The sequence below is a fragment of the Methanolobus sp. genome, assembly GCF_030682845.1.
Taxonomy (GTDB): Archaea; Halobacteriota; Methanosarcinia; order Methanosarcinales; family Methanosarcinaceae; genus Methanolobus.
This window is the reverse complement of record NZ_JAUXNK010000010.1, coordinates 1-23765: the sequence shown is the minus strand read 5'-3', so window position 1 is coordinate 23765 and position 23765 is coordinate 1. Positions and strand designations below refer to the sequence as shown.

Annotated in this window: 22 protein-coding genes; 6 read left to right on the top strand and 16 right to left on the bottom strand. The window is 47.7% G+C overall.

The annotated features are described in order from the left end of the window. Positions 1-17: 17 nt before the first annotated feature. Positions 18-287: a hypothetical protein gene (locus Q8J68_RS00945; protein WP_305309698.1), complete on the bottom strand. Its 270-nt coding sequence runs from the start codon at positions 285-287 to the stop codon at positions 18-20. A gap of 193 nt (positions 288-480) precedes the next feature. Between Q8J68_RS00945 and acnA the strand changes: the two genes are divergently transcribed. After that, positions 481-3252, top strand: a complete 2772-nt coding sequence (gene acnA / locus Q8J68_RS00940; RefSeq protein WP_305309700.1) for an aconitate hydratase AcnA — start codon at positions 481-483, stop codon at positions 3250-3252. A gap of 171 nt (positions 3253-3423) precedes the next feature. After that, positions 3424-4521 carry a citrate/2-methylcitrate synthase gene (locus Q8J68_RS00935; protein ID WP_305309697.1) on the top strand — a complete coding sequence of 366 codons (1098 nt, stop codon included), beginning with the start codon at positions 3424-3426 and terminating at the stop codon, positions 4519-4521. A 3-nt stretch (positions 4522-4524) separates the two neighbouring features. Here the strand turns inward: Q8J68_RS00935 and Q8J68_RS00930 are convergent, their stop codons facing one another. Then, a complete protein-coding gene (locus tag Q8J68_RS00930; RefSeq protein WP_305309696.1) occupies positions 4525-4959 on the bottom strand; it encodes an SRPBCC domain-containing protein in 435 nt (144 codons plus the stop codon). A 139-nt stretch (positions 4960-5098) separates the two neighbouring features. Then, complete coding sequence (locus Q8J68_RS00925; RefSeq protein WP_305309695.1) at positions 5099-6199, bottom strand: hypothetical protein; 1101 nt, start codon at positions 6197-6199, stop codon at positions 5099-5101. 177 nt (positions 6200-6376) lie between these two features. Here Q8J68_RS00925 and Q8J68_RS00920 point away from each other — a divergent pair, with 177 nt between their 5' ends. Next, entirely contained in the window at positions 6377-6877 is a 501-nt protein-coding gene (locus Q8J68_RS00920; protein WP_305309694.1) for an immunoglobulin-like domain-containing protein, read from the top strand. Positions 6878-7034: 157 nt separating this feature from the next. Here the strand turns inward: Q8J68_RS00920 and Q8J68_RS00915 are convergent, their stop codons facing one another. From Q8J68_RS00915 to Q8J68_RS00865, 11 genes are all read right to left on the bottom strand, one after another. After that, positions 7035-7649 (bottom strand): 4Fe-4S binding protein, encoded by a 615-nt coding sequence (locus Q8J68_RS00915; RefSeq protein ID WP_305309693.1) that lies wholly within the window; start codon positions 7647-7649, stop codon positions 7035-7037. A 76-nt stretch (positions 7650-7725) separates the two neighbouring features. Further along, positions 7726-8097 carry a MarR family transcriptional regulator gene (locus Q8J68_RS00910; RefSeq protein ID WP_305309692.1) on the bottom strand — a complete coding sequence of 124 codons (372 nt, stop codon included), beginning with the start codon at positions 8095-8097 and terminating at the stop codon, positions 7726-7728. A 134-nt stretch (positions 8098-8231) separates the two neighbouring features. Further along, positions 8232-9704, bottom strand: coding sequence for a homoserine O-acetyltransferase (locus Q8J68_RS00905; protein WP_305309691.1), 1473 nt, complete (start codon positions 9702-9704; stop codon positions 8232-8234). A 1-nt stretch (position 9705) separates the two neighbouring features. Beyond that, complete coding sequence (locus Q8J68_RS00900; protein ID WP_305309690.1) at positions 9706-11004, bottom strand: O-acetylhomoserine aminocarboxypropyltransferase/cysteine synthase family protein; 1299 nt, start codon at positions 11002-11004, stop codon at positions 9706-9708. Positions 11005-11310: 306 nt separating this feature from the next. Continuing rightward, positions 11311-13773: a hypothetical protein gene (locus Q8J68_RS00895; protein ID WP_305309689.1), complete on the bottom strand. Its 2463-nt coding sequence runs from the start codon at positions 13771-13773 to the stop codon at positions 11311-11313. Next, complete coding sequence (locus Q8J68_RS00890; RefSeq protein WP_305309688.1) at positions 13773-15644, bottom strand: VWA domain-containing protein; 1872 nt, start codon at positions 15642-15644, stop codon at positions 13773-13775. Before Q8J68_RS00890 ends, Q8J68_RS00895 begins: the two co-directional genes overlap by 1 nt. After that, complete coding sequence (locus tag Q8J68_RS00885) at positions 15644-16525, bottom strand: DUF58 domain-containing protein (protein WP_305309687.1); 882 nt, start codon at positions 16523-16525, stop codon at positions 15644-15646. The genes Q8J68_RS00890 and Q8J68_RS00885 overlap by 1 nt, the downstream gene beginning before the upstream one ends. A gap of 41 nt (positions 16526-16566) precedes the next feature. Beyond that, a complete protein-coding gene (locus tag Q8J68_RS00880; protein ID WP_305309686.1) occupies positions 16567-17538 on the bottom strand; it encodes a MoxR family ATPase in 972 nt (323 codons plus the stop codon). Positions 17539-17610: 72 nt separating this feature from the next. Continuing rightward, positions 17611-18498: a hypothetical protein gene (locus Q8J68_RS00875; RefSeq protein ID WP_305309685.1), complete on the bottom strand. Its 888-nt coding sequence runs from the start codon at positions 18496-18498 to the stop codon at positions 17611-17613. A gap of 45 nt (positions 18499-18543) precedes the next feature. After that, positions 18544-19434 (bottom strand): prephenate dehydratase, encoded by an 891-nt coding sequence (pheA, locus tag Q8J68_RS00870; RefSeq protein WP_305309684.1) that lies wholly within the window; start codon positions 19432-19434, stop codon positions 18544-18546. A gap of 161 nt (positions 19435-19595) precedes the next feature. Beyond that, positions 19596-20060, bottom strand: coding sequence for a nucleoside deaminase (locus tag Q8J68_RS00865; protein ID WP_305309683.1), 465 nt, complete (start codon positions 20058-20060; stop codon positions 19596-19598). Between the two features lie 211 nt (positions 20061-20271). Here Q8J68_RS00865 and Q8J68_RS00860 point away from each other — a divergent pair, with 211 nt between their 5' ends. Both Q8J68_RS00860 and Q8J68_RS00855 read left to right on the top strand, forming a co-directional pair. Then, on the top strand, positions 20272-21792 hold the full coding sequence (locus Q8J68_RS00860) for an AMP phosphorylase (protein ID WP_305309682.1): 1521 nt from the start codon (positions 20272-20274) through the stop codon (positions 21790-21792). Between the two features lie 13 nt (positions 21793-21805). Further along, positions 21806-22354 (top strand): tRNA (cytidine(56)-2'-O)-methyltransferase, encoded by a 549-nt coding sequence (locus Q8J68_RS00855; RefSeq protein WP_305309699.1) that lies wholly within the window; start codon positions 21806-21808, stop codon positions 22352-22354. A 17-nt stretch (positions 22355-22371) separates the two neighbouring features. On the opposite strand, the gene Q8J68_RS00850 is transcribed toward Q8J68_RS00855, so the two are convergent. Continuing rightward, positions 22372-22518, bottom strand: coding sequence for a hypothetical protein (locus tag Q8J68_RS00850; RefSeq protein WP_305309681.1), 147 nt, complete (start codon positions 22516-22518; stop codon positions 22372-22374). A 6-nt stretch (positions 22519-22524) separates the two neighbouring features. Then, on the bottom strand, positions 22525-23265 hold the full coding sequence (locus Q8J68_RS00845; RefSeq protein ID WP_305309680.1) for a Nif3-like dinuclear metal center hexameric protein: 741 nt from the start codon (positions 23263-23265) through the stop codon (positions 22525-22527). Between the two features lie 166 nt (positions 23266-23431). On the opposite strand from Q8J68_RS00845, the gene Q8J68_RS00840 reads away from it, so the two are divergent. Beyond that, a partial coding sequence (locus Q8J68_RS00840) for an ATPase domain-containing protein (RefSeq protein WP_305309679.1) occupies positions 23432-23765 on the top strand: 334 nt, incomplete at its 3' end.

Below are 23765 nucleotides of genomic sequence, written 5' to 3'. Positions count from 1 at the left end.
ATCTCGATGAAATCAACCTACACCACCAAATCATTCCAATCAATCTCTTCCCTTGCCCTCAGATGATTCCAGAGAAGAGTAAGTTTGCAGTCGATCTTTTTGAGACTCTGAAGATGCTTTTTCTCATCCGGCGTTGTCATTAAAAATTTGAAGATTCTGTCGTTTTTAATGACCAGCCGCAATCCACCTACAGGGCCAGGAGGGGGGTCGTGGGTGCTGATTAGTACGGTCTTGTTCTTGCTTACCAGGAGCTCCGGAAATCTGACCTTGTCGACTCCGGCGTTCATAAGTGCTGTAAGCAGGCAAAGTTATATATTCCTGTAGATTTTATGGGCGGTCAATCATAAATATGTGGAAGATAGGGCCGTGAAGACATTATCCGGCTTTGAAGATCGCTAATGCGGCATTACAGATAACGGAAACAAAAGCCGTTTAAACAACCATTTATATTAATCGTGTTAATTACCATAGGTGACATTCATGGAAGGTATTCTTGCTAATGACCCCTTCGGGGCTAAAAAGACTCTTGACCTTGGCGGCAAAAAGATAACTCTTTACCGCCTGAAAAAACTGGAAGAACTTGGTATTGTTAACCTTTCAGGCTTGCCATACTCTATCAGGGTCCTGCTTGAAGCGGTCCTGAGGAACATCGATGGAGAGATCATTACCGGAGATGACGTCAAAAACCTTGCAAAATGGAGCCCTGACTCTGCTCCAGAATCTGATATTCCTTTTGTTCCCTCAAGAGTGATACTCCAGGATTTCACAGGTGTGCCTGCAGTTGTTGATATTGCTGCCATAAGGTCGGCCATGCAGAGATTGGGGGGAGATCCGAAGAAGATCAATCCAGTTATACCCGCTGATCTTGTTATCGACCATTCCATCCAGGTGGATTATTACGGCACTTCCTATGCGCTTCATTGCAATGAGAAATACGAGTTCCACAGGAACAAGGAGCGCTACGAAGTGCTTCACTGGGCGCAGAAGGCCTTTGACAATATGAGAGTTGTCCCTCCGGCAAGCGGTATCATCCACCAGGTCAACCTGGAATACCTGGCTCCGCTGGTGCATGTTGTGCAGAAAGGCTCTGAAGTGATCGCTTATCCTGACACTCTTGTAGGCACTGACTCCCACACCACCATGATAAACGGACTTGGTGTGCTGGGCTGGGGAGTAGGCGGTATTGAGGCCGAGGCAGTGATGCTCGGGCAGCCTTACTATATGCCAGTGCCCGAGGTCGTCGGGTTCAGGCTGACCGGAGAGCTAAGGGAAGGTGTCAATTCCACAGACCTGGTACTGACTGTTGTGCAGATGCTCAGGAAACATGGTGTTGTAGGTAAATTCGTAGAATTCTTCGGCCCCGGATACAGGACACTTGACCTGGCTGACAGGGCAATACTGGCCAACATGGCTCCTGAGTACGGTGCGACCATGGGTTTCTGTCCTGTGGATGAGAGGACACTCGATTACATGCTCCAGACCGGCAGAACCAGCGAGCACATCAACCTTGTCAGGGAATACTGCAAGGAACAGGGCCTTTTCATGACAGAGGCCTCCCCGGAGCCGGCTTTCAGTTCAACGCTGGAGCTTGATATGAGCACAGTCTCACCCTGCCTTGCAGGGCCCAAGAGACCTCAGGACCGCATTGCCATGCAGGATATGTCAAAAGCATTCCACCAGACAATGAAGGAAACCTTTGAAGCAAAGAGCCGCAAAGCACCCAACGGGGATGTTGACTACAGCCGATGGCTTGGGGAAGGCGGCTACAGCATTGCTGCAGCACCACATCACACCGGCATCGCTAAGGTGAAGTGTGCGGATGATATGAACGTTGCACATGGCTCGGTGGTCATCGCCTCTATAACATCCTGTACCAATACTTCCAATCCATCGCTTATGATGGAGGCAGGGCTCCTTGCAAAGAATGCAGTGGAGCGTGGTCTTAAGGTCAAGCCCTTCGTGAAGACCAGCCTGGCGCCGGGATCACGTGTCATTACTGATTATCTCACAAAGGCAGGCCTCATGCCATATATGGAGGCCCTGGGCTTCCATGTTGTAGGCTACGGATGCCTTACATGCATAGGCAACAGCGGTCCTCTCAATGAGGCCGTTTCAAAGGAGATCGAGAAAAAGGATCTCACCGTTGCAGCAGTGCTTAGCGGTAACAGGAACTTCGAAGGCAGGATAAATGCCCAGGTCAAGGCCAACTACCTTGCATCACCCATGCTGGTAGTCGCCTATGCGCTTGCAGGGACTGTAGATATCGATCTCGCCACAGAACCACTCGCCTGTGACCCTAACGGGCAGCCTGTATACCTGAAGGACATCTGGCCCGGGAAGGAAATGATCGACAGTTATACAAAGGACTTTGTGACCCCAGAGATGTTTGAAAAGCAATATTCCAATGTTTTCAAGGGAACCGCGCTCTGGAGAGAGCTCAATGCTCCTTCCGGATTGCTTTATGATTGGGACAAGGACTCTACTTATATACAGGAGCCGCCATTCTTCAAGGACTTCCCGCCTGTAGCAGCCCCGCTGGCTGACATAAAGGATGCGCGCGTCCTTGTAATGGTAGGTGACAGTATCACTACTGACCACATTTCTCCTGCAGGCTCCATACGTACCAACTATCCGGCAGGCCAGTACCTGCTCTCCAGGGGAGTCGATGAGAAGAACTTCAACTCCTACGGATCCAGACGCGGAAATCATGAAGTCATGATGAGGGGGACATTTGGGAATGTGCGCCTGAAGAACAAGCTCACCCCTGCAAAGGAAGGCGCTTGGACTCTCTATCACCCCACGGGTGAGGAGATGTATATTTATCCGGCAGCAATGAAATATGTAGAATCCCACACTCCACTTATCATTCTTGCCGGAAAGGAGTATGGAACCGGCAGTTCCCGAGACTGGGCCGCAAAAGGCACACAGCTGCTGGGTGTAAAAGCGGTCATTGCAGAGTCATTTGAGAGGATACACCGCAGCAACCTCGTTGGTATGGGAGTGCTGCCACTTAGATTCAGGGATGGCGAGACCGCTGAAAGCCTGGGGCTGACAGGCCGGGAAACTTTCGAGATCCGGGGAATTGACGGATTGCAGCCATTTGGTGAGCTTACTGTTGTTGCCACGGAAGGTGAAAATAAGCCAAAACACTTCAATGCGATCGTAATGCTGAATTCTGCCATTGAGATAGAATATTACAGGAATGGCGGAATATTGCATAAGTTCCTGAGGGATAGGGTTAAAGGGGAATAATCCCCTTTACCTGTTAATCGCATTTAATCACATACTTAATGTGCTTTACTCATTAATTGAATAATGTCCTGTCAATTTGATAAGGACTTCTAGTGACTCTATAAATGCATGTCCAATCCATTTGGACGTCTTTCTACCAAAACGTAGATTTCCTGCGTAGGGGGCACTTATATGCAAGATACGAAAAAAGGACTTGAAGATGTTTTAGCTCTGGATACCAGCATATGTTCCATTGACGGTAGGCAAGGGATATTGAAATACAGGGGGATTGAAGTTGAACGACTGGAACAGATGTCTTATGATGCAGTATCATATCTTCTGATATACGGAAAGATTCCGGATAAGAAGGAACTTGATGACTATTCCAAAAAGCTCCGAAGTGAGCGGTACATCAGTAGTGATATATTGAATGTATTGAATGTCTGTAACTATGGTTCGGAAGCTCTGGACTCACTGAGAACAGCTGTCTGTTGCTCTGCCCATATGGATACGGAAAAGGATGATAGCTCAATGGAAGCGAACATGAGCAAATCCATCCGGCTCGTGGCAAAGTTCCCGACCCTGGTTGCATCAGTGCACCGGTACAAGACCGGACAGCTTCCGATCGCTCCGGATGAGAATCTCTCCCATGGCGCCAATTTCCTTTATATGTTAAAAGGAAAAGTGCCTACTGAGCTCGAAGCTGATGCTATTGAGAAGGATTTCATCCTGAGTGCGGAGCATGAACTTAACCCATCCACATTTTCCCTGAGAATTACAGCCTCAACGATGGCAGACATATATTCCGCGGTGATAACAGGTCTTTGCACATTAAAAGGCCCCCTTCATGGCGGTGCCCGTAAAGGTGTGATGAATATGCTTGATGAGGTATCTAACTCGGAAAATGCTGAAAAGTATGTGCTTGATAAGCTGTTGCACAGGCAAAAAGTAATGGGCTTTGGCCACAGGGTGTATAAGACCTGCGATCCCAGGGCAAAACTTTTCAAGGATATCGCAAGACAGCTCGCAGATGAACAGGGGAATAGCCACTGGTACGATGTAGCTGAGAACCTGGAGCATACCATGTACCGTGAGTTCATGGCAACCAAAGGGAAACCTATCTTTCCTAATGTGGATTTCTATTCTGCGGTAGTGTACAAGTACCTTGATATCCCACCCGAACTTGCGACATCTGTGTTTGCAACAGGGAGAGTATCAGGCTGGGTATCTCATTATTTTGAGCAATACGCCAATAACAGAGTCATAAGGCCAAGAGCGAACTATATCTGAAGTTCAGGCCTTTTCACTTTCTTTCTTAAGAGAGAGGTTCATTGATTCAAATCCTTTCTGCACGTCCTCTCCTATTATGTGAAGGATAAGAGGTGCAATCACCCCCTTGAATCGCTCACACTGTATCAGGCGTGATCTGTTCTCATCCAGCTCCTCTATCCTGAAAGCGTGTTCGCCATCAAATAAACCTTTCACCCACATGCTGCCAGACCAGCGAAATTCGCGGACAGGTTCGACCTTTACTACAGTTGGCTTCATGGTAATGGGCTTGTGCCCTGGCAGCTGGAGCAGAACCTCTAGCTGCGCGCCGGTTTCAAGCTTTCCTTTTTTGACCCGTATGAAAGGGTTCCAATTATCAAAACTCTCAAAATCAGTCAGAATGCCCCATACCTTCCCGGCAGGCGCATCAATAATGATGTCTGTGCATATCTTTTGCATCTCGAAATGAACCTCCCTTAAAAAAGGGAATATTAAAAACTCTGCTTGTTAAAAGCATTGATATACTCTTTAATATTTATACTTTGACTTTTATGCAAACATCTTCTCTTATTCATCCATCCCATAACCTGCAGATATCTCATAAATGCTTTCTTATTTCCTCAGCCAGGTTCCCGACCGGTATCAAGGTAGCGACCAGGTTAACAAGCCACCCTATTATCGGGATGGCACTTACCAGCAGCAGTACGAAGAGCCCGAATACAAGTTCCACCCATGGTCTCTGCATTCTTCCCATTTTAGCGAACATCCACTTTCCAAGCCAGAGCCCTGTAATTATCCTCACTACATAAAGCAGGATGATGGTCAATATCAGTATTATCAACCCAAAGGGTATTCCTATGATCGTGAACATTAGCAGCACAGAGATGACGAAAGCTGCTATCACTACCAGTAACCCTGTCAGGAAAGCTTTTCCCGGATTTTCTGATGTTCTTCGTGCCAGGCGTTGCATCCTGTCAGGCCAAATAGCCAGGGCCACAAGACCGATAACAACAAGAGCGAGATAGCTGGCTATCCACCAGAGGACCATAAGAGCTCCAACTTCCCCGCTTCTGTCGGACATCATGTTGTAATAGACCTCTCCTCCGACCGCTCCTTCGGGAACTTCGATCCTTTCGGGAGCAGTGTATCGAAGATCGCCTTCTATTCTTGCATCCGGCAGCATTACAAGGCTCCCGGATTGAAGTTCGGCATTTCCGCCAACATGACCTCCAAGTACCATGGTGCCAACTGAGCCTGTAAGGTCCCATGTGACATTCCCAAGCATTTCCATCTGGCCGGCTGAGAACGCAAGCACTCCGCCCACAAGTGCTTCCCTGCCAATGGACGTATCGCCGGTGAATAGGGCAAGGTCGCTTTCCACATCCCCGTTGAAGGTCAGGTTGCCTGCTGCAACTCTTATATCGTCACCGACACTCCCGGTTATAACAACCTCGCCTGCTGCAACAGTGAGGTCTTCTGTGATATTACCGCTGATCTCTACTCTTCCCCCGGCTATCACGACGTCGCCGACAACTGTCCCGCTTATCAGGACATTGCCCCCGGCTATATAGACGTCATCCTCTATCACATCATCTATTACAACAGTTCCACCGCTCCTTGCTGTCAGGGCGGATGCCGTACCACTTAACATGAGAATGAGCAGCAATGCTGCCATGAAAACCACAGATCTGCTTTTCATATGAACCCTATTACCCTGAAAATACTATGGTGTGGAAGGTTAAATTCTTTGCTAACGTATAATGAAAAAAGGCCGGAATATATGTACCTCCTATGCCAAAAAAGACCGTAGCTGCGAATAAATCCGTAGCTATAGAATCATTTATCACTTTTCATGGCGTTTAAGTGCATGATAACTATGGGCAAAAAGAAAATGATGCAAGAAAAGAACTCAAAGAGAAAATGGATTCCGGTAGTGTCTATCGCATTGGTGGCATTCTTCGTATTCTTTGCAGGATGTCTGGACAATGAACCTGGTAATGAGGATACTAATGGTGAACTCATACCCGGTGCAGTTATAGAAATGTCCCAGAATACTTTTGGCATGTCCGATCTTATCGAATTCGATATAAGGAACACAGGCAACACTAACCTCATGTTCGGTCGTAATTTCGATATTGAATTCTACAATGCGAGCATTGCGGCATGGGAACCTGTAGAGATGGATATGGTCGTGACAATGGATATGATCATCCTGGCACCCGGTGAAGTATTCACGCAGGGATTCACTCCTGAAGAAGTCTTTGTGGATGAAATAGAAGAGGGGCAATACAGAATTAAGAAAGCCGTGTCAGTTGCTGAAACCGATGAAAGTATGGAACTGGAAAAGACTTTCATGATAGAGACTGGTTCTGAATAAACAGGATTATAGCCTGATAGATAGATAAATTCAATTATAAAAATTAACTCTAAATTCTATTCAAAAGTTAATTGCCCCTTCTTAAAGGAAGGGGATTGAATATCTTTTTCTTATTTTCTACAATTTACATCAAGGATACATGTATCCAACCAAAGACTCAGCTTTTGAATGCCAGTGCCTTTGCAGGACAAGCTACAACACATCTCCCACATTTTATGCAATCCGGTTTGTGGTCGTTGGTATGCACCTCAAGCTGCATGGGGCACTTCTTTTCGCACTTGTTGCAATCAATGCATTTTGAGTCATCGACATGGAGCCTGTACTTGTGACCACCTATGATGTTCTGCATGGTTCCCATGGGACAGAAGGTGCACCATGTGCGCGGACTGAAATTGACACCTACAATGAGTGCTATCGTAGTTGTTATCAGACACATGACGACAAAGACCATTCCGATCTGATTTACAATTCCCTGTGTTGACATGAGCCTGTAGCCCATGAATACCATCATCAGTGCAAGTATGGGTACCCTTATCCAGAAGCTCCTGAGAGGCTTTGGTATCTTTCTGCTTCTGGATATCTTGCTCACCCAGAAGTCGTTGAAACTTCCCCTGGGGCAGAGATTCCCGCAGAACCACCGTCCTCTGAAGATACTGGTGATCATAAGTGTGGCAAAGACCAGCAACAGAAAATAGCCAAGCAATGGGAACCAGAGTCCGGCGATGGATACTATAAGGACAAAAATGCCCAGATATGGAGTTATTTTAAGCATGATTACACTCTTGATTTCAGATTTTGAATGGAGGTTTTGAGTAAGAGACTTTCATTTGTTGGGCTTGTCAGCATGATCACTTCTTTTCGTGCTTTTCTTCAGCCCAGATTTGCAGTTCAGTATCGACCCTGTTCACCCAGCTGTTGACAATCTGCATTATGAGCTCCCTTATCTCCTTCTTGCTGCGAATCTTGTAGACAAAGAAGTACCCCCCGCCATCCATATTGTTCTGGGAGCGGATGAGGATGTTACGTTCATATAATTTCTTTACACTTCTCTGGACCGTTGAAAGGTTCAATCCGAGATCCTCTGCAATATGCTCGGTGTTAAGCCAATTCTGGCCGAACTGGAGAAAATGTCTCAAAACCTCAAGGTCAGCCTTTGTCAGGTTTAACCCGCATTTGATGACAGCTTCTATCTTAAACTCCTTACAGGCAAAGTCGATCATGTAGCACCTCTGTTTTACAACAGTACTGTATTAAAGCAGCAGTCAATATAAATGATTCTAAGTACTGCAACAAAAATCTAAAAACAGAAGTACCGTTTCTCATACAAAAAAGAAAAAAGAAGGGAAAAATAGATTCAGATATAGCCACCGATGAGCCTGTTGATCTCATCGCTGCCTATAATACCCAGTATCTTCCTGTTTCCGTCAACCACAGGCAGGGCAGAGATATTCATCTTTTGCATCTTCTTTGCTGCGTTTTCGATTGTCTCTTCAGGACTTGCAGTTATGACCTCCCTGGTCATTATGTGCTCGGGGGAAGTATATTTCAAGGCAACGGCTTTGGATATGTCCCATGAGGTGATTATCCCGGCAAGCTCGCCATTCTGGGAAACCACTGGCAGGTGGGTTATCTCTTCCCTGCACATCACCCTGGCTGTCTCTTCGATGCTTATTCCTTCCCTGATGGAGACAATATCCTTTTTCATGATATCTGCAACCGTTACATGAGACAGGAAATTGGTAAGAAGGTAATTCAACTGTCCGGTCTCCAGGAGGAACGCATCATGCCCGTAGTTGGATTCTATCTCCCTGTAAATGGCTTCCTTGTCGTTTGCGCTCAGCGCGGCTACAATCTCCCTGGACTGGTAAGGCGGATACAGCCAGTCCGAACTGACTCCTATTATAAGGAATTTGGCCTGGACATCCTTTAAACCTTCCCTGAGCGAGCCGTTCCTGGTAAGGTCGAAATAGTCAAGTGCCTTGGTTATGTAGAGGTAGGTGTTGGCATCGAACCGCTTAGTGAAGGACTGGCCCTGATGATGGAGATAGCTCTCCACCTCGAAATCGAAAGCCAAGTCAAAATCATATTTGTTCTTGCCCTGAAGCCTTCTTCCGAACTTATGCTGCATCGAATCATCACTCAGGTAGGTGATGTGGCCAATCATCCTGGCAAGTGCAAGACCGTGGACCGGCGGGCTCTGGGAATAATAATTGCCTTCGCTCCAGTTGGGGTCCGAGATTATAGCTATCCTGCCTACCTCGTTGAAGGCTATCTGCTGGGGGGATGAATGTGAGGTTGTTGCTATGGCTATCGCCTTGCTCACGGAGTCCGGGTATGATACCGTCCACTGCAGCACCTGTACACCGCCCATGGAGCCCCCGATGACAGCAAAAAGCTTTTTGATGCAAAAGTGGTCTGTGAGCGCTTTTTGCGCCTTCACCATATCACCTATGGTTATCACCGGAAAATCGATACTGTAAGGCTTGTCAGTGGCCGGGTTGATACTTGATGGCCCTGTGGAGCCTTTGCATCCTCCCAGGACATTGGAGCATATCACAAAATACCTGTCCGTATCAAGCGCTTTGCCCGGGCCTATCATCGTATCCCACCATCCGGGTTTTGTGTCCCCGGCATGCCAGCCGGCTGCATGTGCATCTCCGCTGAGGGCATGACATACCAATATCGCATTACTCCTGTCGGTGTTCAGGTTTCCGTAGGTCTCATAGGCCAGCGTCACAGAAGACAGTTTTTTTCCGCTTTCAAGCTGAAGGTCTTCTTGAAGGTGAAAATACTGCGTCTCAACAATTCCCAATGATTCGTTCTTCATATTACTGCGACCTCTTCAGCGCCTGGTCTATATCTGCGATCAGGTCCCTGGCATCCTCAAGTCCTACTGAGATCCTGATAAAATCATCGGTCACACCTGTAGCTTTTCTTTCCTCTGCGGTCAGTTGCTGATGGGTAGTGGATGCAGGATGGATGACCAGGGTCTTTGCATCCCCGATATTTGCGAGATGGGAGAGCAGTTCAACGCTGTCAATGAACTTCCTGCCGGCTTCAAGTCCTCCCTTTATACCGAATCCCAGGATAGCTCCGTATTTTCCATGGAGGTACTTTCCTGCGAGCCCGTGGCTTGGATGGTCCGAAAGGCCGGGGTAATTGACCCATTCCACAAGCGGATGCGCGCTGAGAAACTTTGCGACCTGGAGGGCATTGGTGCTGTGCCTTTCCACTCTGAGGGGCAGTGTCTCAAGACCCTGGAGGAGAAGAAAGGCGCTGAACGGGCTTAGGGCCGGTCCCAGGTCACGCAGCAGGTGTACCCGGAGTTTGATGATGAACGCTATGTTGCCAAGCTCAGGGAAATTTCCAAAGGTCTCCCAGTATCTCAGGCCATGATAGCTTGGGTCAGGTTCTGTCAGTCCGGGGAACTTTCCGTTATCCCAGTTGAACTTCCCGGAGTCGACTATGATACCTCCGATTGTTGTCCCATGCCCTCCCAGGAACTTGGTGGCCGAAAGCACCACTATGTCGGCCCCGAAGTCAATAGGTCTTGTAATGCCTATACCCACAGTGTTGTCCACAATGAGCGGCACCCCTGCTTCATGTGCTATCTTTGCTATTGCTTCAAGGTCAGGTATGTCAAGCTTGGGATTACCGATGATCTCTGTATACACGGCCTTTGTCTTCTCATTGATGGCCTTGCGGAACTCCTCAGGCTTTGTGGAATCAACGAACCTGACCTTCCTGCCAAGATTGGGCAGGGTATTGTTGAATAACTGGTAAGTGCCACCGTACAGATTGTTGGCTGAGACTATCTCGTCTCCCGGCCCGGTCACCCCGAGGATGGCCAGAGTTATCGCAGACATGCCCGAGGCTACAGCAAGCCCTCCGGTGCCGCCTTCGATTGCTGCGACCCTTTTTTCAAGGACATCGGTGGTAGGGTTCATCATCCTTGTATAGATGTTGCCAAATTCCTTAAGCTCGAAAAGACTGGCTGCATGCTCTGCATCCTTGAAGACATAAGCTGCTGTCTGATATATCGGCACTGCCCTTGAACCTGTTGTAGGGTCAGGCACCTGCCCTGCGTGAAGGGCAAGTGTATTGAATCCATATTCCTTGTTATTCATTTACTGTTCCTCTGTGTGTGTATGATTTTAACGTAAGAGTATAGTAGTTTGAACCAGTATATATTAATTTCGCATATAACAATTGTGAATTTATGCTCAATAGTAATAAAAGATTGCAATAGAGCTTGTGAGAACAGGGCACTTAATCAAAAAAACCAGTCCGTAACATATTGATACGACAGGCAGATAGTATTTTCAATTACAGGCACAGCTAAATAGTTTGTTATCATGTTTGGTAACAACTTCCGTAGCAAAAGATTCTTGCAAGGCAGGGTGAATATCTAAAAAAGAATTATGCAGGCTGGTTTAGTCCTGCATCTCGCTTTGCATTTTCTTCATTTCCCGTATTTCCCTGATCCTCCTGACGATAACTTCACCTAGGAAGATAATAAGGGCGGCAAGCAGGAAATACATCTTATGGCTGACGATATCGCGCACCAGTTTCTGGGATTTTTGCTGGGCTTCTGTAAGGAGGCTGGCACGCGCCTCATCTTCTGTATATGTGTTGCCCCCATAGGCCATGATGAGGGAAGGCAGTTCCTCGTTGAGCCCTACGTCGCGATATTCCAGCGCATAGTTGACTGCCAGCGGATAACCCGAAAGGTCATGAACTCCGATAGTGTTGGGACTGACGCTCGCTTCATATACATTGTTCCCTGTAAGGGAAAGATCAACATTGTTGCCGTTGAGCTTCAGGATAGGGATGCCGGTGTCATACATTGTAAGCACCACATCGGCAGGTGTGCCGTACCATGTATCCGGAGCTTCCACAACTGCACCCGTTTCCTCGCGGGGGTTGCCTATGGCCCAGTTCACAGTTGAGGGGACCATTTTTGAATTGTTGCCGGAATATAGTGCGGTTCCCCATCTGTTCCCGCCTCGCTCACCATTATCAGTTGTGATGGCTGCGACCCTCCCCAGGCCATATCTCCATGTAGTGAGTACGGGTTTACCTGTGGCTGTGATAACCAGCCTGTCGGCGCCAGCCTTGGGCGTGACATCATTGTATCCGGTAATCTCACCCCCAACTTCAACATTGCGTGTTATGAAATGCTGCGTATTGAGTTCTATGAGGGGGAATGAACCGAATGCCGTTTCGTTCTCTTCTCCTGATGGTTCTGGCAGCTCATTGAAGACTATATTAGCCCTTTCGCCCTGCTCCAGTTTGAAATAGACTCCATCGACCTCTTGCATGAGAAGCTGGGCAAAAGCTACCTGGTTCTGGTTATATTGTGAAGGTGCGCTTGATCTGATATGGATGTAATAGAGGTTCACTCCTTCACCCTTTATCTCCTTCGCAATAGCAAGACTGCTGGTGTATGACTGCTCTATGCCTCCGTCAGATATTATTATGATATCGAGTTCACCTGCCTCGTTATCAAGCCAGTCCTGTGCAACTAGAAGGCCTTCATTGAGCGATGTCTGGCTTGTTGATGCAGGAGTAAGAGTTGTTATCCTTGACCTGAGCAGTTCCAGATTTGAGGCTGTTCCAAGGTAAACAAGCCCGTCCGAAACATCATAACCTTCGGTACCAAAGGCGATGACTCCCATATAGGCGTCGCGCAGATTCTCGTTCTCAAGTATATGGATGGCATTTCCAAGAACATCTCCCTGCGTGCCATGTGCAGCCGTACTGAAAGAAACGTCAAGCAACACTACCACATTCCGTCCTCCGGTCCAGTCAGTTGGCCTGGATACTACAGGAAGTATCTCCTCGATCGGAGAATCAAGATAGTTACCGTAGTTATACGAGCGGTCCCCGCCGACTACTACGATTCCATGTCCGTCATTAAGAAAAGCTTTGAGTTTTGTCACATCGCTCTGTGAGAAGGAATTGGCGTGTGTGTTGTCAATCACTATCGCCTTCTTGTCATCTATATTGGACAGGTCCGTTGCTGTTGAGACAGCATAGAGTTTTTGCAATGAATCAGCAAGTGGGGAACCGGTTTCAAGACCGATGGCTGTTATTTTGGGCTTCGGGATAGCGTATACGGATTTATAGAAAACATTATTAATCTCATCAGTGTCACCACGGGAAGGCGTGACTACTAGCTTTATTGTATGCTTTCCGAGTTTTGAGAACTTGACTTTGCCGTTTTGTATCGGTTTTGAGTCCTGTTTTTTTTCTGAAGTTAGAGATCCAGTGCCACTTTGAGCAAGTTCATCGTCGATATAGACTTCATAGTTATAGCTTATCTCCTCGCTGCCTGCCTGTGAGATTACTATGTTGAACTGATTCTCGTTGTTCACGATGACTGTCTTGTCGCCTGTGATCTGGGCGGTGATATCATTGGAAATAAGCTCCGGCTGGACATAGTATACCGTGGTCCCCATGTCCTGTGCAAACTTCAGGGCATCTTCAAGGTCAGCTCCTCTGTTACTGTTCCCGTCAGTAACCATTACTATCTGGTTATCTCCTGTGGAATACTGCATAATTGCATCCCCCAGGGCAGTCTTATCCCCGGTGAGCCGGACAAGTGTCGTGGGTGTCTTTGCTGCAAGTGATTCATACAGATTGGTTGCAGCCTGTTTGTCAAAGATGTTCATGCTGTCCGTTTCATCGGAGATCAGGACAATGTTGGGATTGTCGTCCACAGTCACCCTGGGGCTGAGTGTATAGGGCGAAGCCAGTGCGATGATAAGCAGTGCCACAACTATGATCCTGGAAATGATGAGGCCTTTCTTTGTGGCTTTCCTGAGAAGGTATATCCCGCCTATCAGGACAGGCAGAATAAGCCAGAACATTTCCGGATGCTCGAAGCTTACCATTACAGCTCACCCCGTTTTCTGATTATCATCAATTCAAGCATGACCAGTAGGAAAACTATGATTATCATATATGTATCCAGATAGTTCTTTGCGGTGTAGCTGCTGGCTCGTACGATGCCGGGAGAATCCTTTGTCTTTGAGCGGTCTATGACATCCTGCCCGGTAAGGGTTGTGTCGGATTCCCTGTCATTATATAGGTTGACAGCGACCCTCTTTCCTGCCGCTGTATAGACACCCGCTTCATTATAGTGCACCCGGTTTGTGGTCTGCACGCCGCTTGGCGTCTGTATCTCCTGTTCCCTGGCAAGTGCGGATACGGCGCCTGTCTTCAAGTTATAATCCGAGATGCTCCCGGTGCCTCCAAGCCATCCTGCCAGCTGGAACAAGAACACCGGATACTCAGGCAGGTTGTGGAAATTGTTCCAGGCATCCTCGCCCAGGGCATCGTTCAGCCCCAGATAGACCACTGTGCCCTCTCCCAGAGTACTGTAGACAAGCATAGGAGTACCTGTAGTGGTAGCCACAAGGGTTGTTGCATCCCTTCGTGCGGTAGCATTAAGGTACTCGTAGACTGCGACCTCATTGAACTTAATATCCTCACTGAGTCTTGTTTCCTGCAACACCCTGAGAGTCACACCCCTTTCAGCACTCACAACATTACCTGTGCTTACAGGCAGCAAGCTCTGCAGGTCCGTTCCTGCTTTGTTCGCGGACAGGGCCTCACTTGCTATGAAAACGACTTCTCCGCCTCCCCTGATGAAGCTGTTAAGAGTGGATACCTCATTGGATGCAAGGGCCCTCCGCTTATTGGCAATGACAACGACACTATACTTCGAAAGGTCTCCAGGTACGCCCTGTAGCAGGTTGGTCTGGACATTGGGCATGAGCGAGAGAGCGGTGTGGGATGGGAGTTTATCAGTGTCCGAAACTACCAGCATTTGCTTGGAAGAGGCAGGAGGTACTGAGATATATGCTACATTGTCAATCATAAGACTGTCAGAAGCGGCTATTCTTACTTCAGTTATGCCTGTCTTCAGGTTTGTCACCTTGAATTGCTGGGTGGAGCGGGCAGGTACGCTCAGGCTTACCTGCTGTGCACTTCCGCCTTCATTGACAATATTCAGGTTCACGCTCTGTCTGCCGTTGTTGTAGTTTTTCAAGACACCGGTGTAGGTGTAACTTCCTTCCACCGCCGAGATCTCTCCCTGGATAATGCCAACATTGCCGGTGCTGCTGCCCACAAGGACATATTCAACCTGTAATCCGTAGGATTCGGCAAGGTTCTTGGCGTTCACAGGGTCGTCCCCGTCCCAGTGAGCGAAATCAGAGATGACAACTATCCTTCCGCCTTCCTGCGAGAGCGTCCTCATCCCCGCGGAAACGGCCGATGAGATGTCGGCGACAACTGCCTTTGGCTGCAGGGAATCCAGAGTCTCATAGGCAGCCGGGGAGCCCGCAGATGAAAGCACGGTCACGGGTACGTTCTCTGCGAGGATTATAGTGTTCGTGTTACTTACATAGTCACTGGCCTTTGAGATCGCATCACTGAACCGGCTATCGGTCTGCATGCTTGCGGATGCGTCGATGATTATGACCGTATGCTCTCCGCTGAGAGGCTGCTGGGTCTCGATGAAAGGTGCTGCTGCAGCGAGTGCCAGTAATATCAGCACAAGCAACTGTATCAGGAACAGCGGATCCTTTATCAGTTTTGTTATCGAAGTGTAGAACCGCTTTTTTTCCTCCCGGATATTCATAAGGAACATCAGGGATGGCACAAGCACCTGGAGCGGTTTTGGGCGTAGCAGGTACAACAGTATAAGAGGTATAACGCTTGCAAGAGCTGCCAGCGCAAGGGGTGATTCAAAAGGCATTACCACATCCTCCTGCTGATGGTGTTGAGGAAGGCATCAAAAACAGGTACATCGGTGGTAACGGTATAGAATTCTGCGCCGACCCTGTCACACACAGCAGTGATCCTGGAAATATGCTCTGTCAGCTTTTTCTGGTATTCGCTTTTGAAGTCCTCGCTGACGTAAGTATCCAGCTTTACTCCGGTCTCGACATCGACCAGCTTACTGTGACCGTGCAGGGTAAGCATGCTCTCTGTCCTGTCAAGGACCTGTATAAGTATGAGGTCATGGTCAGCAAAACGGTAAATGGCTGACTCGATAGATGCGGGATCATCAAGGAAATCTGAAATTATAATGATGAGGGACCGTGAACTGATAGCTTTGACATACTGGGAGGTGACCTGATCAATGGCTGTCCTGCCTTCAAGATGCACGTTCTCCAGCCTATCGATCATCTGCAACAGGTATCTCTTTCCCCGGCGCGGTTTTGTTATATCGACGTCCTGGGAGAATGTTGAGATAGCAAACTTGTCATTGTCCCTTGTAACAAGGTATGCAAAACCAGCTGCCAGCATCGTTGCATATTCGAACTTGGATATGTCGCCGCTCCCGTAGTCCATGCTTTTGCTGGCATCGAGCAGGATATGGGTAGTGAGGGATTTTTCCTCTTCGAACTGGCGCACGTAGAGCTTTTCGGACCGCGCATAGGCTTTCCAGTCCACGGATTTAAGCTCGTCTCCCCGGTTGTACTCCCTGTAGCCGACCGTATCAAGCCCTTTGCCGCTGTGGAGGGAACGCCTGTTTCCAGCGTATGTGCTCGACATCCTTTTCTTCACCATGAAGGTAAAGCGGTCAAGCTGCCTGAAAAAGTCAACGTCGATGGTATGTTTCTTGTCGCTCATTGCCGGATATTGGATTTGTGTGTTTCTTCAGTAGTGAAAGATCATTTGATCTTTTCGAGGATGTTCCTGATAACCTGGTCTGTTGTTATCCCTTTCCTTTCGGATTCAAAGCTCAGTATTATCCTGTGCCTCAGGACCGGATAGGCCATGGCCTCAATGTCTTCATTGCTGACGTAGTTCCTCCCCTTGATTAGTGCCCGTGCCTTTGCTGCAAGGATAAGGCCAATGGAAGCCCTCGGGGAAGCACCGTACTCTATGAACTCGCTCCTGATACGTGTGGTCATAACTATCTTGATCACACGGCTCTTTATGTCGTCAGCGATAGGCACATCCCTTGTGAGCCTCTGCAGGTCAAGGAGTGTGTTCTTGTTGACAACCTTGCCAACGCTGGGCATTATGGAGCGTGTATAACGGTTCACTATCTCTATCTCGTCCTCGTAGCTTGGATAATCCACCAGTATCTTGAGGAGGAACCTGTCAAGCTGAGCCTCTGGAAGCGGGAATGTGCCTTCCATTTCTATAGGGTTCTGTGTGGCAAGAATGAAGAACGGCTGCTCCAGCAGGAAAGTGTCATTACCGACAGTAATCTGCTTTTCCTGCATGGCTTCAAGGAGTGCGGACTGTGTTTTTGGCGATGCACGGTTAATCTCATCAGCGAGCACTATGTTGGCAAAGAGCGGTCCGGGCTCGAACTTGAAGTGTTTTGAGCCACCGGTTTCTTCGATGAAATGAGTTCCTGTGATATCAGCCGGCATGAGGTCAGGGGTACACTGTATCCTGCTGAAGTTGAGGTCCATTGACTTTGAGATCGTAGATATGGTAAGAGTCTTGCCCAGTCCCGGGTTACTCTCCACCAGGGCGTGCCCGTTGCACAGTATCGCAATAATTATCTGCTCTACGGTATCGTTCTGACCGACAACCACCTTTCCGATTTCCCTGAAAAGGGTGCCAAACATATCTCCGGCAACCCTGTATGTTTGTGTCAGATCCCTTGAGTTAATGTCGCTAGCCATTAGTTTTCTCCTTTGTTCTCGTCCTTTGGATGTATTGGTAAATGTAATTCAGTAATTTGACAGGAAGCCCTGTTATTTTTCCGCCATCTTCTCGAAGTATGACTTGATCACAGTTTCATAGCCCGCCGGGAAGCTTTCGTAGTAAGTCTCCGAGGATATAGCATCGATCTCGTAACTTGAGGATGGTACAAAGTCCGTATCCTGTTCAGTATCATTACCCGGACTGAAGCCGACTCCGGATCCCGGGGGTAGGCTAAGGTCAACTTCCTTCCCCTCTACCACGATGACTGCAGAAGGCCCTGTAAGGTTCTCTGTACCCGTGCTTTCTTCGCTGTCTTCATCTATCTCAAAGAAGTCATCCCCGTTTGAGCTGTCCGGAACGAAGGGGAGATTGTCTATCAGGTCCTTCCAGTCATTTGTTGTAATATCCCCTATCCTTATGTCGTAGAATGTAACAACAGTAACAATTGTGCTTGAAACTACAACTCCCATCAGCGCCAGAGTAAGAATTTTTTTACTCAATAGCACTATTGATCCGAGTTGTGCAATGCTTAATAATACTTTTTGATCAAGGTCATTGACAATTATGTTGTCAACATCTTTATTATCATAAGCAGTGCGGAGCCTTTCCCGCAGGCTGGGATATTTTTTCTCAATCAGTAGGATAGCGCCAGTCTTGTCGTCTTTCCTGTGCACGATTAAAGTCAGTAGCAAAGATAATAATGCGGATACCGCCAGAAGCACCACTGTTGCAAAAGCTATACTCAACCCAGCTACGTCATAAGAAGTTTCCAGACGAACCTCAAAACTGCGGATGAGCGGGAGTGCCTGGTCGACGCTCAGAACTACCATGAGTGTGTAAAAAAGTGTCAGGATGGTGAGGAAGTCAAGCAGTTTATAGGTCCTGCGGTACTTCTTCAGGGCAGCTTCTTTTGTTTGCACGAATTTCCTGATATCCATTTTAAGCACCGCTTTGAAGTCCTTGCTTGCTCTTTCCTGTCGGGTTCATACCGGTTTAAATGCCGGGTACGACCCAAGCATCTTGAGCATGCCGACTTTTGACTCTACATTATATATTGCTTCTTTTATAATATCATCGCTTGTATTACCTTCCAGGTCTACGTAGAACAGGTAGTCTCCAAGCGTCTTCTTGGATGGTCTGGACTCTATCCGGGTGAGATTTATCTTTCGGAGGGAAAATTCCCCCAGTATATCATAAAGAGCCCCGGGCCTGTCACGGTCCAGATATACTATTATTGATGTCTTGTATGCGCAGTCGCCACCATTCTGTTTGGGGTATGTGGCAGGATGATCCGAGCGCACTATAGTAAGAAAACGGGTGTGATTGTGTTCCCTGTCCTGAATATTGGATAACAAGACATTCAGGCCATAAGTCTGAGCAGATTCGCGGGATGCAATAGCTGCCATCTCCTCAAACTCCGTGGCAAGCCGTGCGGCGTGGGATGTGCTTCCCGTGGTTCGCAGTTCAACTCCTTTGAAGTTCTCTTTAAGGAAATGCCTGCACTGGGCAAGGGCCTGAGGGTGCGAGAGAATTATCCTGATATCTTCCTTTCTACCTTTTGACAGGAGGCAGTGCTCGATCGCAACAACAGTTTCCCCGACTATTGTAACATCATGTTCTAGGAGCATGTCAAGAGTGATCCCGACGGACCCTTCAATGGAATTTTCCACAGGTACAAGGCCTAAATCCAAAGAACCGTCTCGAATGAATGAGAAAACATCCTGTATATCTTCGCAATATTGCAGGGATAAACTGTCATCCTCAGGCCCATTATTGCATTTACTGCCGCACTCATTAATGCGTTTTTCAGTAAGCCACTGTTGAGCCGCCTTTTCCGTATAGGAACCTTTGGGTCCAAGCACACCTATTATCATTGGGAGTGTAAACAACCTTTAGTTTGAAGTATTTTTCTTCAATTTGAAGAGTCTGCCGTCCGATGAATCATCGGTAGGGTTATATAATAATCTATGTATTCACAATAGCATACATTTGGCAGTGACATGCCCAGAGTCGCTCTGTTCCGCATTCTCTGTATTCAATACATCTGCTTGTCAGGTTTCCTCTCCCAGCGTTCAAGCAGTTCCACACATTTATCTCTCTCAACATTGACCAGATTGAGTTCCGAACCATCACCATTTCCCTTTAGCAGCTCATAGAAACGGCTGTCATCAAATCCTATTGTCGCTACTTCCTCCTTATAGGAGCCGAAATAGACAGTCCTGATGCGGGCCCAGAAAATAGCAGCAAGACACATGGGACATGGTTCCGAGGTGGCGTATATCTCACACTCTGACAGGTCAAAACTGTCAAGGACTTCGGAGGCCTGCCTGATAGCCAGTATTTCCGCATGAGCCGTAGGGTCATTTGTCCTGAGCACATCATTATGGGCTTTTGAGATGATATTCCCGTCCTTCACTATTACCGCACCGAATGGTCCCCCGTGATTATGATCCATCCCGTGCCTGCCTTCATCTATGGCCGTCTGCATGAAATAATTCATGGAATTGTATCGTTATTTATTGGCTTTAAGAGCAGTGGTCATGCAGTATCTCGGGATGTGTGCAGGTACACGCAGCTTATGTCACTCAGTATCAAGCCGGCAGCCAGGCAGCCAGCTCCAAATAAGTGCCACTAACCAGGTAAATTGCCATAAACATTTTACCCTTAGTTATATATCTATTAATGCAGTTGACATATCTAAAGGTGTGATCATGCAGTTAAAAGTACAACCCATTGATATCAAGGTCGGTAAATACAAAGTTGTGATGAATTCAATGGATGCCAAGGAGCTTGGTGTCTATGAAGGTGACAGGGTAAGGGTGCGCAATCATGTCACCTTAACTGCGATCGTGGATTTTACCGAGGACATGATAGCTCCGGGAATGATAGGTGTGTATCATGAGGTGCAGGAGCAGCTCGGCAAACAGTGGACCGAGGCTGTTGAAGTTGAGCCTGCGGAGAAACCCAAGTCTGCACATATTGTCAGGAAGGTAATGGATGGCAAGAAACTGGACCGGGATGAGGTAAATCTGCTTGTCAGGGATATAGTGGAAGAGAACCTTAGCGATGTTGAGCTCGCTGCATTCATTACATCTACTTATATAAGAGACCTGTCGGATGATGAGACCGAGTGGCTGACAAGAGCTATGATCGAAACCGGTGAGCAGATAAAGTTCGCAAGTTCCCCTATAATGGACAAGCACTCCATAGGAGGGGTTCCGGGAAATAAGATAACCCTTCTCATAGTCCCGATAGTTGCAGCTAATGGCTTGCTTATCCCAAAGACCAGCTCACGTGCCATAACCGGGGCGGGAGGTACTGCTGACCTCATGGAGATACTTGCGCCAGTGGACTTTACGGCTGCACAGATCAAGGAAATGACCGAGAAGGTCGGAGGGGTCATTGTATGGGGCGGCGGAACCAATATTGCACCTGCCGATGACAAGCTCATTAAGATAGAATACCCACTTTCTGTTGATCCCCACTGCCAGCTGCTTGCATCCATCATGGCTAAAAAGGGTGCTGTCGGAGCTCAGAAGGTAGTCATTGACATACCTATAGGTCCTGGCACGAAGATACTTGATGTAAAGGCCGGACGCAAACTTGCAAGAGACCTCATAAGTCTTGGAGAGCGCTTGGGCATGGATGTGGACTGCGCCCTGACCTATGGAGCCTCGCCAGTGGGAAGGACTGTGGGTCCTGCACTTGAGGTAAGAGAAGCCCTGAAGGTCCTTGAGACTATGGAAGGCCCTAACAGCTTTATTGAGAAGAGTGTCATTCTTGCAGGCATGCTGCTTGAGATGGGAGGAGCCGCACCTCGTGGTCAGGGTAGAGAACTTGCCCTTGAAACCCTTAGAAATGGCAAAGCTCTGGCAAAAATGAAAGAGATTATCGCAATACAGGGTGGAAATCCTGACATCACCCACAAGGACATAGCTGTGGGCCAGTACACTGCAGAGATCCTGGCACCTTCCAATGGATACATAATTGAGTTCTATAACAAGAGGATTGTTCATCTGGCGCGTTCTGCAGGAGCTCCCAATGACAAGGGGTCAGGTGTCCTGATACACAAAAAGCGCGGTGAGTCCGTGGAGAAAGGTCAGCCGGTTCTCACAGTCTATGCCGACAAGAAAGAGAAACTTGCAGACGCAGTAAGATATGCAAGAGAGTTCCCGCCTATATTCGTTGAGGGTATGCTCATAGAAAGAGTGGATGAGATCAAGGGACTCTGAGCAAAGGTGCATGATGAAAAGGATCGTTATCTTAAGACTTGGCCACCGCCCGGTGAGGGATAAAAGAATAACCACTCACGTAGGCCTTACTGCAAGGGCTTTTGGTGCCGAGGGTATGCTGCTGGCATCAGATGACCGCAAGCTTGCAGACAACATACTCGATGTTGCAAAAAGATGGGGCGGAAATTTCTATGTTAAGAACGATGTGAATTGGAAGACGGAGATCAGGAAGTGGAAAGAAGAGGGTGGTAAAGTTTGCCATTTATCCATGTATGGTGTGAACCTGCCTGATGTTGTGGGTGATATCGGGCAGTGTGAAGATCTCATGGTTGTTGTGGGGGCTGAGAAGGTTCCCTTCGAGATATATGAAATGGCGGACTGGAACGTTGCGGTAGGCAACCAGCCTCATTCAGAGGTTGCTGCCGTTGCCGTTACACTGGACAGGATCGCATCGATCGACCCCCTTAAAAATGAGTTTAATGGCGGAGATCTGAAAATAATCCCTGCAGAGCGCGGGAAAAAGGTCATTGATAACAGGCAGGAAGGACCAGGTTCATCATGATCTGCATCTTTACCACATCACTTTTTTACTGAAGGCCCTCTGTAAATGCCCTTTCTCTCATAATCTCCGTATCCCCTGTGTTTTGGCTTCTCTTTGAGCTTTGACTGGTCTTGCAGCATTTCCTCCAGCTCATCCTCGTCAATGTGAACTTTATTGTCTGACATGCATCCTCAAAGCACTTCTATGAAGGGGTTGTGATCAATGAACTCTACATCCAGCCTGAGCCTTTCCTTCAGTTGGGGACACAGGTCCTGCATCCCAGGATTCTCTGTTGCATAATGCGTTGCGTCAATAAGCAGCATGTCTTCCCATGAGCGCATGACGTCATGCCTCAGTTCAGCGGAAACGTAGGCATCGACCCCGTGCTCTTTTGCGACTGAAAGATACTCGTCCTTAAAGCCGCTCCCTCCAAAGACCATCACCTTGCTGATCTCCTCTCTCTGGCCAGTGAACTGGACATGAGTGTTCAGGCTTTTCGCAACGTGGTTCACAAAGGTTTCTGCAGGGCACGGACTTATAGTTCCTATCCTTCCGATGTCCGTATCAATTATGTTCGAGAGACCAATCCTCCTCGCAAGCGCATCATTGATGCCATTCTTTGCTTTGTCAAAGTTGGTGTGCATCGAGTATAATGAAATATTATTGTCCATAGCTATTTTGAGGATGTCCGCAAGAGGTTTCTTTATAAGGTTCAGCGGATGAAAGATAAGGGTGTGATGGGTCACAAGCATGTCTGCATCTATCTCTGCGGCCCTTTTCAGCACATATTTTGTGGGATCCAGGGAGACGGCTATTTTCTGAATATCATTCTCGAGATCCAGGGTCAATCCTATTCTACCGATATCGAAATCCTCCGCCAGCTCCGGAGGGGCCAGTTGTTCTAGGACAGCAACTACTTCTGAAAGGTTCATAGATAAATGATGTTTTTCAAGTAATTTCAATATGTCGCATTCCAGTACCCTATTAGACTACTATCATGTATAATATTGTTATGTATACTATCTCCTGAATAATAACAGTAATATATATGCACGTCGTAAATATAATAAACTTAGATATATTTGCTGAGGGCACCTTATGAGAATTAAAACTGGAATAGATGGTCTTGACGAAATCCTGCAAGGAGGATTACTCTCGGAACGTGTTTACCTTCTCAGCGGGCCCCCCGGAAGTGGTAAAACCACTTTCTGTGTCCAATATCTTGCACAGGGAGCTGCACTTGGAGAAGTCGGTCTTTACGTGAGTCTGGTAGAGAGTCCGCAGAACATAATAGATGACATGTCAAACTACAGTATGAATGTAGTGACTTTGATCAAGATGCAAAAACTATTGTTTGCGGACCTTGGTCCAAGGATGGACTATGGTTTTATCGATGACCTGCATGAGCGCGGCATCCATGAACACGATATGA

Bases quoted from the DNA above. Each gene is read 5' to 3' on its own strand.
- Q8J68_RS00945 (WP_305309698.1), bottom strand. From the start codon at position 287: ATGAACGCCGGAGTCGACAAGGTCAGATTTCCGGAGCTCCTGGTAAGC.
- acnA (WP_305309700.1), top strand. From the start codon at position 481: ATGGAAGGTATTCTTGCTAATGACCCCTTCGGGGCTAAAAAGACTCTT.
- Q8J68_RS00935 (WP_305309697.1), top strand. From the start codon at position 3,424: ATGCAAGATACGAAAAAAGGACTTGAAGATGTTTTAGCTCTGGATACC.
- Q8J68_RS00930 (WP_305309696.1), bottom strand. From the start codon at position 4,959: ATGCAAAAGATATGCACAGACATCATTATTGATGCGCCTGCCGGGAAG.
- Q8J68_RS00925 (WP_305309695.1), bottom strand. From the start codon at position 6,199: ATGAAAAGCAGATCTGTGGTTTTCATGGCAGCATTGCTGCTCATTCTC.
- Q8J68_RS00920 (WP_305309694.1), top strand. From the start codon at position 6,377: ATGGGCAAAAAGAAAATGATGCAAGAAAAGAACTCAAAGAGAAAATGG.
- Q8J68_RS00915 (WP_305309693.1), bottom strand. From the start codon at position 7,649: ATGCTTAAAATAACTCCATATCTGGGCATTTTTGTCCTTATAGTATCC.
- Q8J68_RS00910 (WP_305309692.1), bottom strand. From the start codon at position 8,097: ATGATCGACTTTGCCTGTAAGGAGTTTAAGATAGAAGCTGTCATCAAA.
- Q8J68_RS00905 (WP_305309691.1), bottom strand. From the start codon at position 9,704: ATGAAGAACGAATCATTGGGAATTGTTGAGACGCAGTATTTTCACCTT.
- Q8J68_RS00900 (WP_305309690.1), bottom strand. From the start codon at position 11,004: ATGAATAACAAGGAATATGGATTCAATACACTTGCCCTTCACGCAGGG.
- Q8J68_RS00895 (WP_305309689.1), bottom strand. From the start codon at position 13,773: ATGGTAAGCTTCGAGCATCCGGAAATGTTCTGGCTTATTCTGCCTGTC.
- Q8J68_RS00890 (WP_305309688.1), bottom strand. From the start codon at position 15,644: ATGCCTTTTGAATCACCCCTTGCGCTGGCAGCTCTTGCAAGCGTTATA.
- Q8J68_RS00885 (WP_305309687.1), bottom strand. From the start codon at position 16,525: ATGAGCGACAAGAAACATACCATCGACGTTGACTTTTTCAGGCAGCTT.
- Q8J68_RS00880 (WP_305309686.1), bottom strand. From the start codon at position 17,538: ATGGCTAGCGACATTAACTCAAGGGATCTGACACAAACATACAGGGTT.
- Q8J68_RS00875 (WP_305309685.1), bottom strand. From the start codon at position 18,498: ATGGATATCAGGAAATTCGTGCAAACAAAAGAAGCTGCCCTGAAGAAG.
- pheA (WP_305309684.1), bottom strand. From the start codon at position 19,434: ATGATAATAGGTGTGCTTGGACCCAAAGGTTCCTATACGGAAAAGGCG.
- Q8J68_RS00865 (WP_305309683.1), bottom strand. From the start codon at position 20,060: ATGAATTATTTCATGCAGACGGCCATAGATGAAGGCAGGCACGGGATG.
- Q8J68_RS00860 (WP_305309682.1), top strand. From the start codon at position 20,272: ATGCAGTTAAAAGTACAACCCATTGATATCAAGGTCGGTAAATACAAA.
- Q8J68_RS00855 (WP_305309699.1), top strand. From the start codon at position 21,806: ATGAAAAGGATCGTTATCTTAAGACTTGGCCACCGCCCGGTGAGGGAT.
- Q8J68_RS00850 (WP_305309681.1), bottom strand. From the start codon at position 22,518: ATGTCAGACAATAAAGTTCACATTGACGAGGATGAGCTGGAGGAAATG.
- Q8J68_RS00845 (WP_305309680.1), bottom strand. From the start codon at position 23,265: ATGAACCTTTCAGAAGTAGTTGCTGTCCTAGAACAACTGGCCCCTCCG.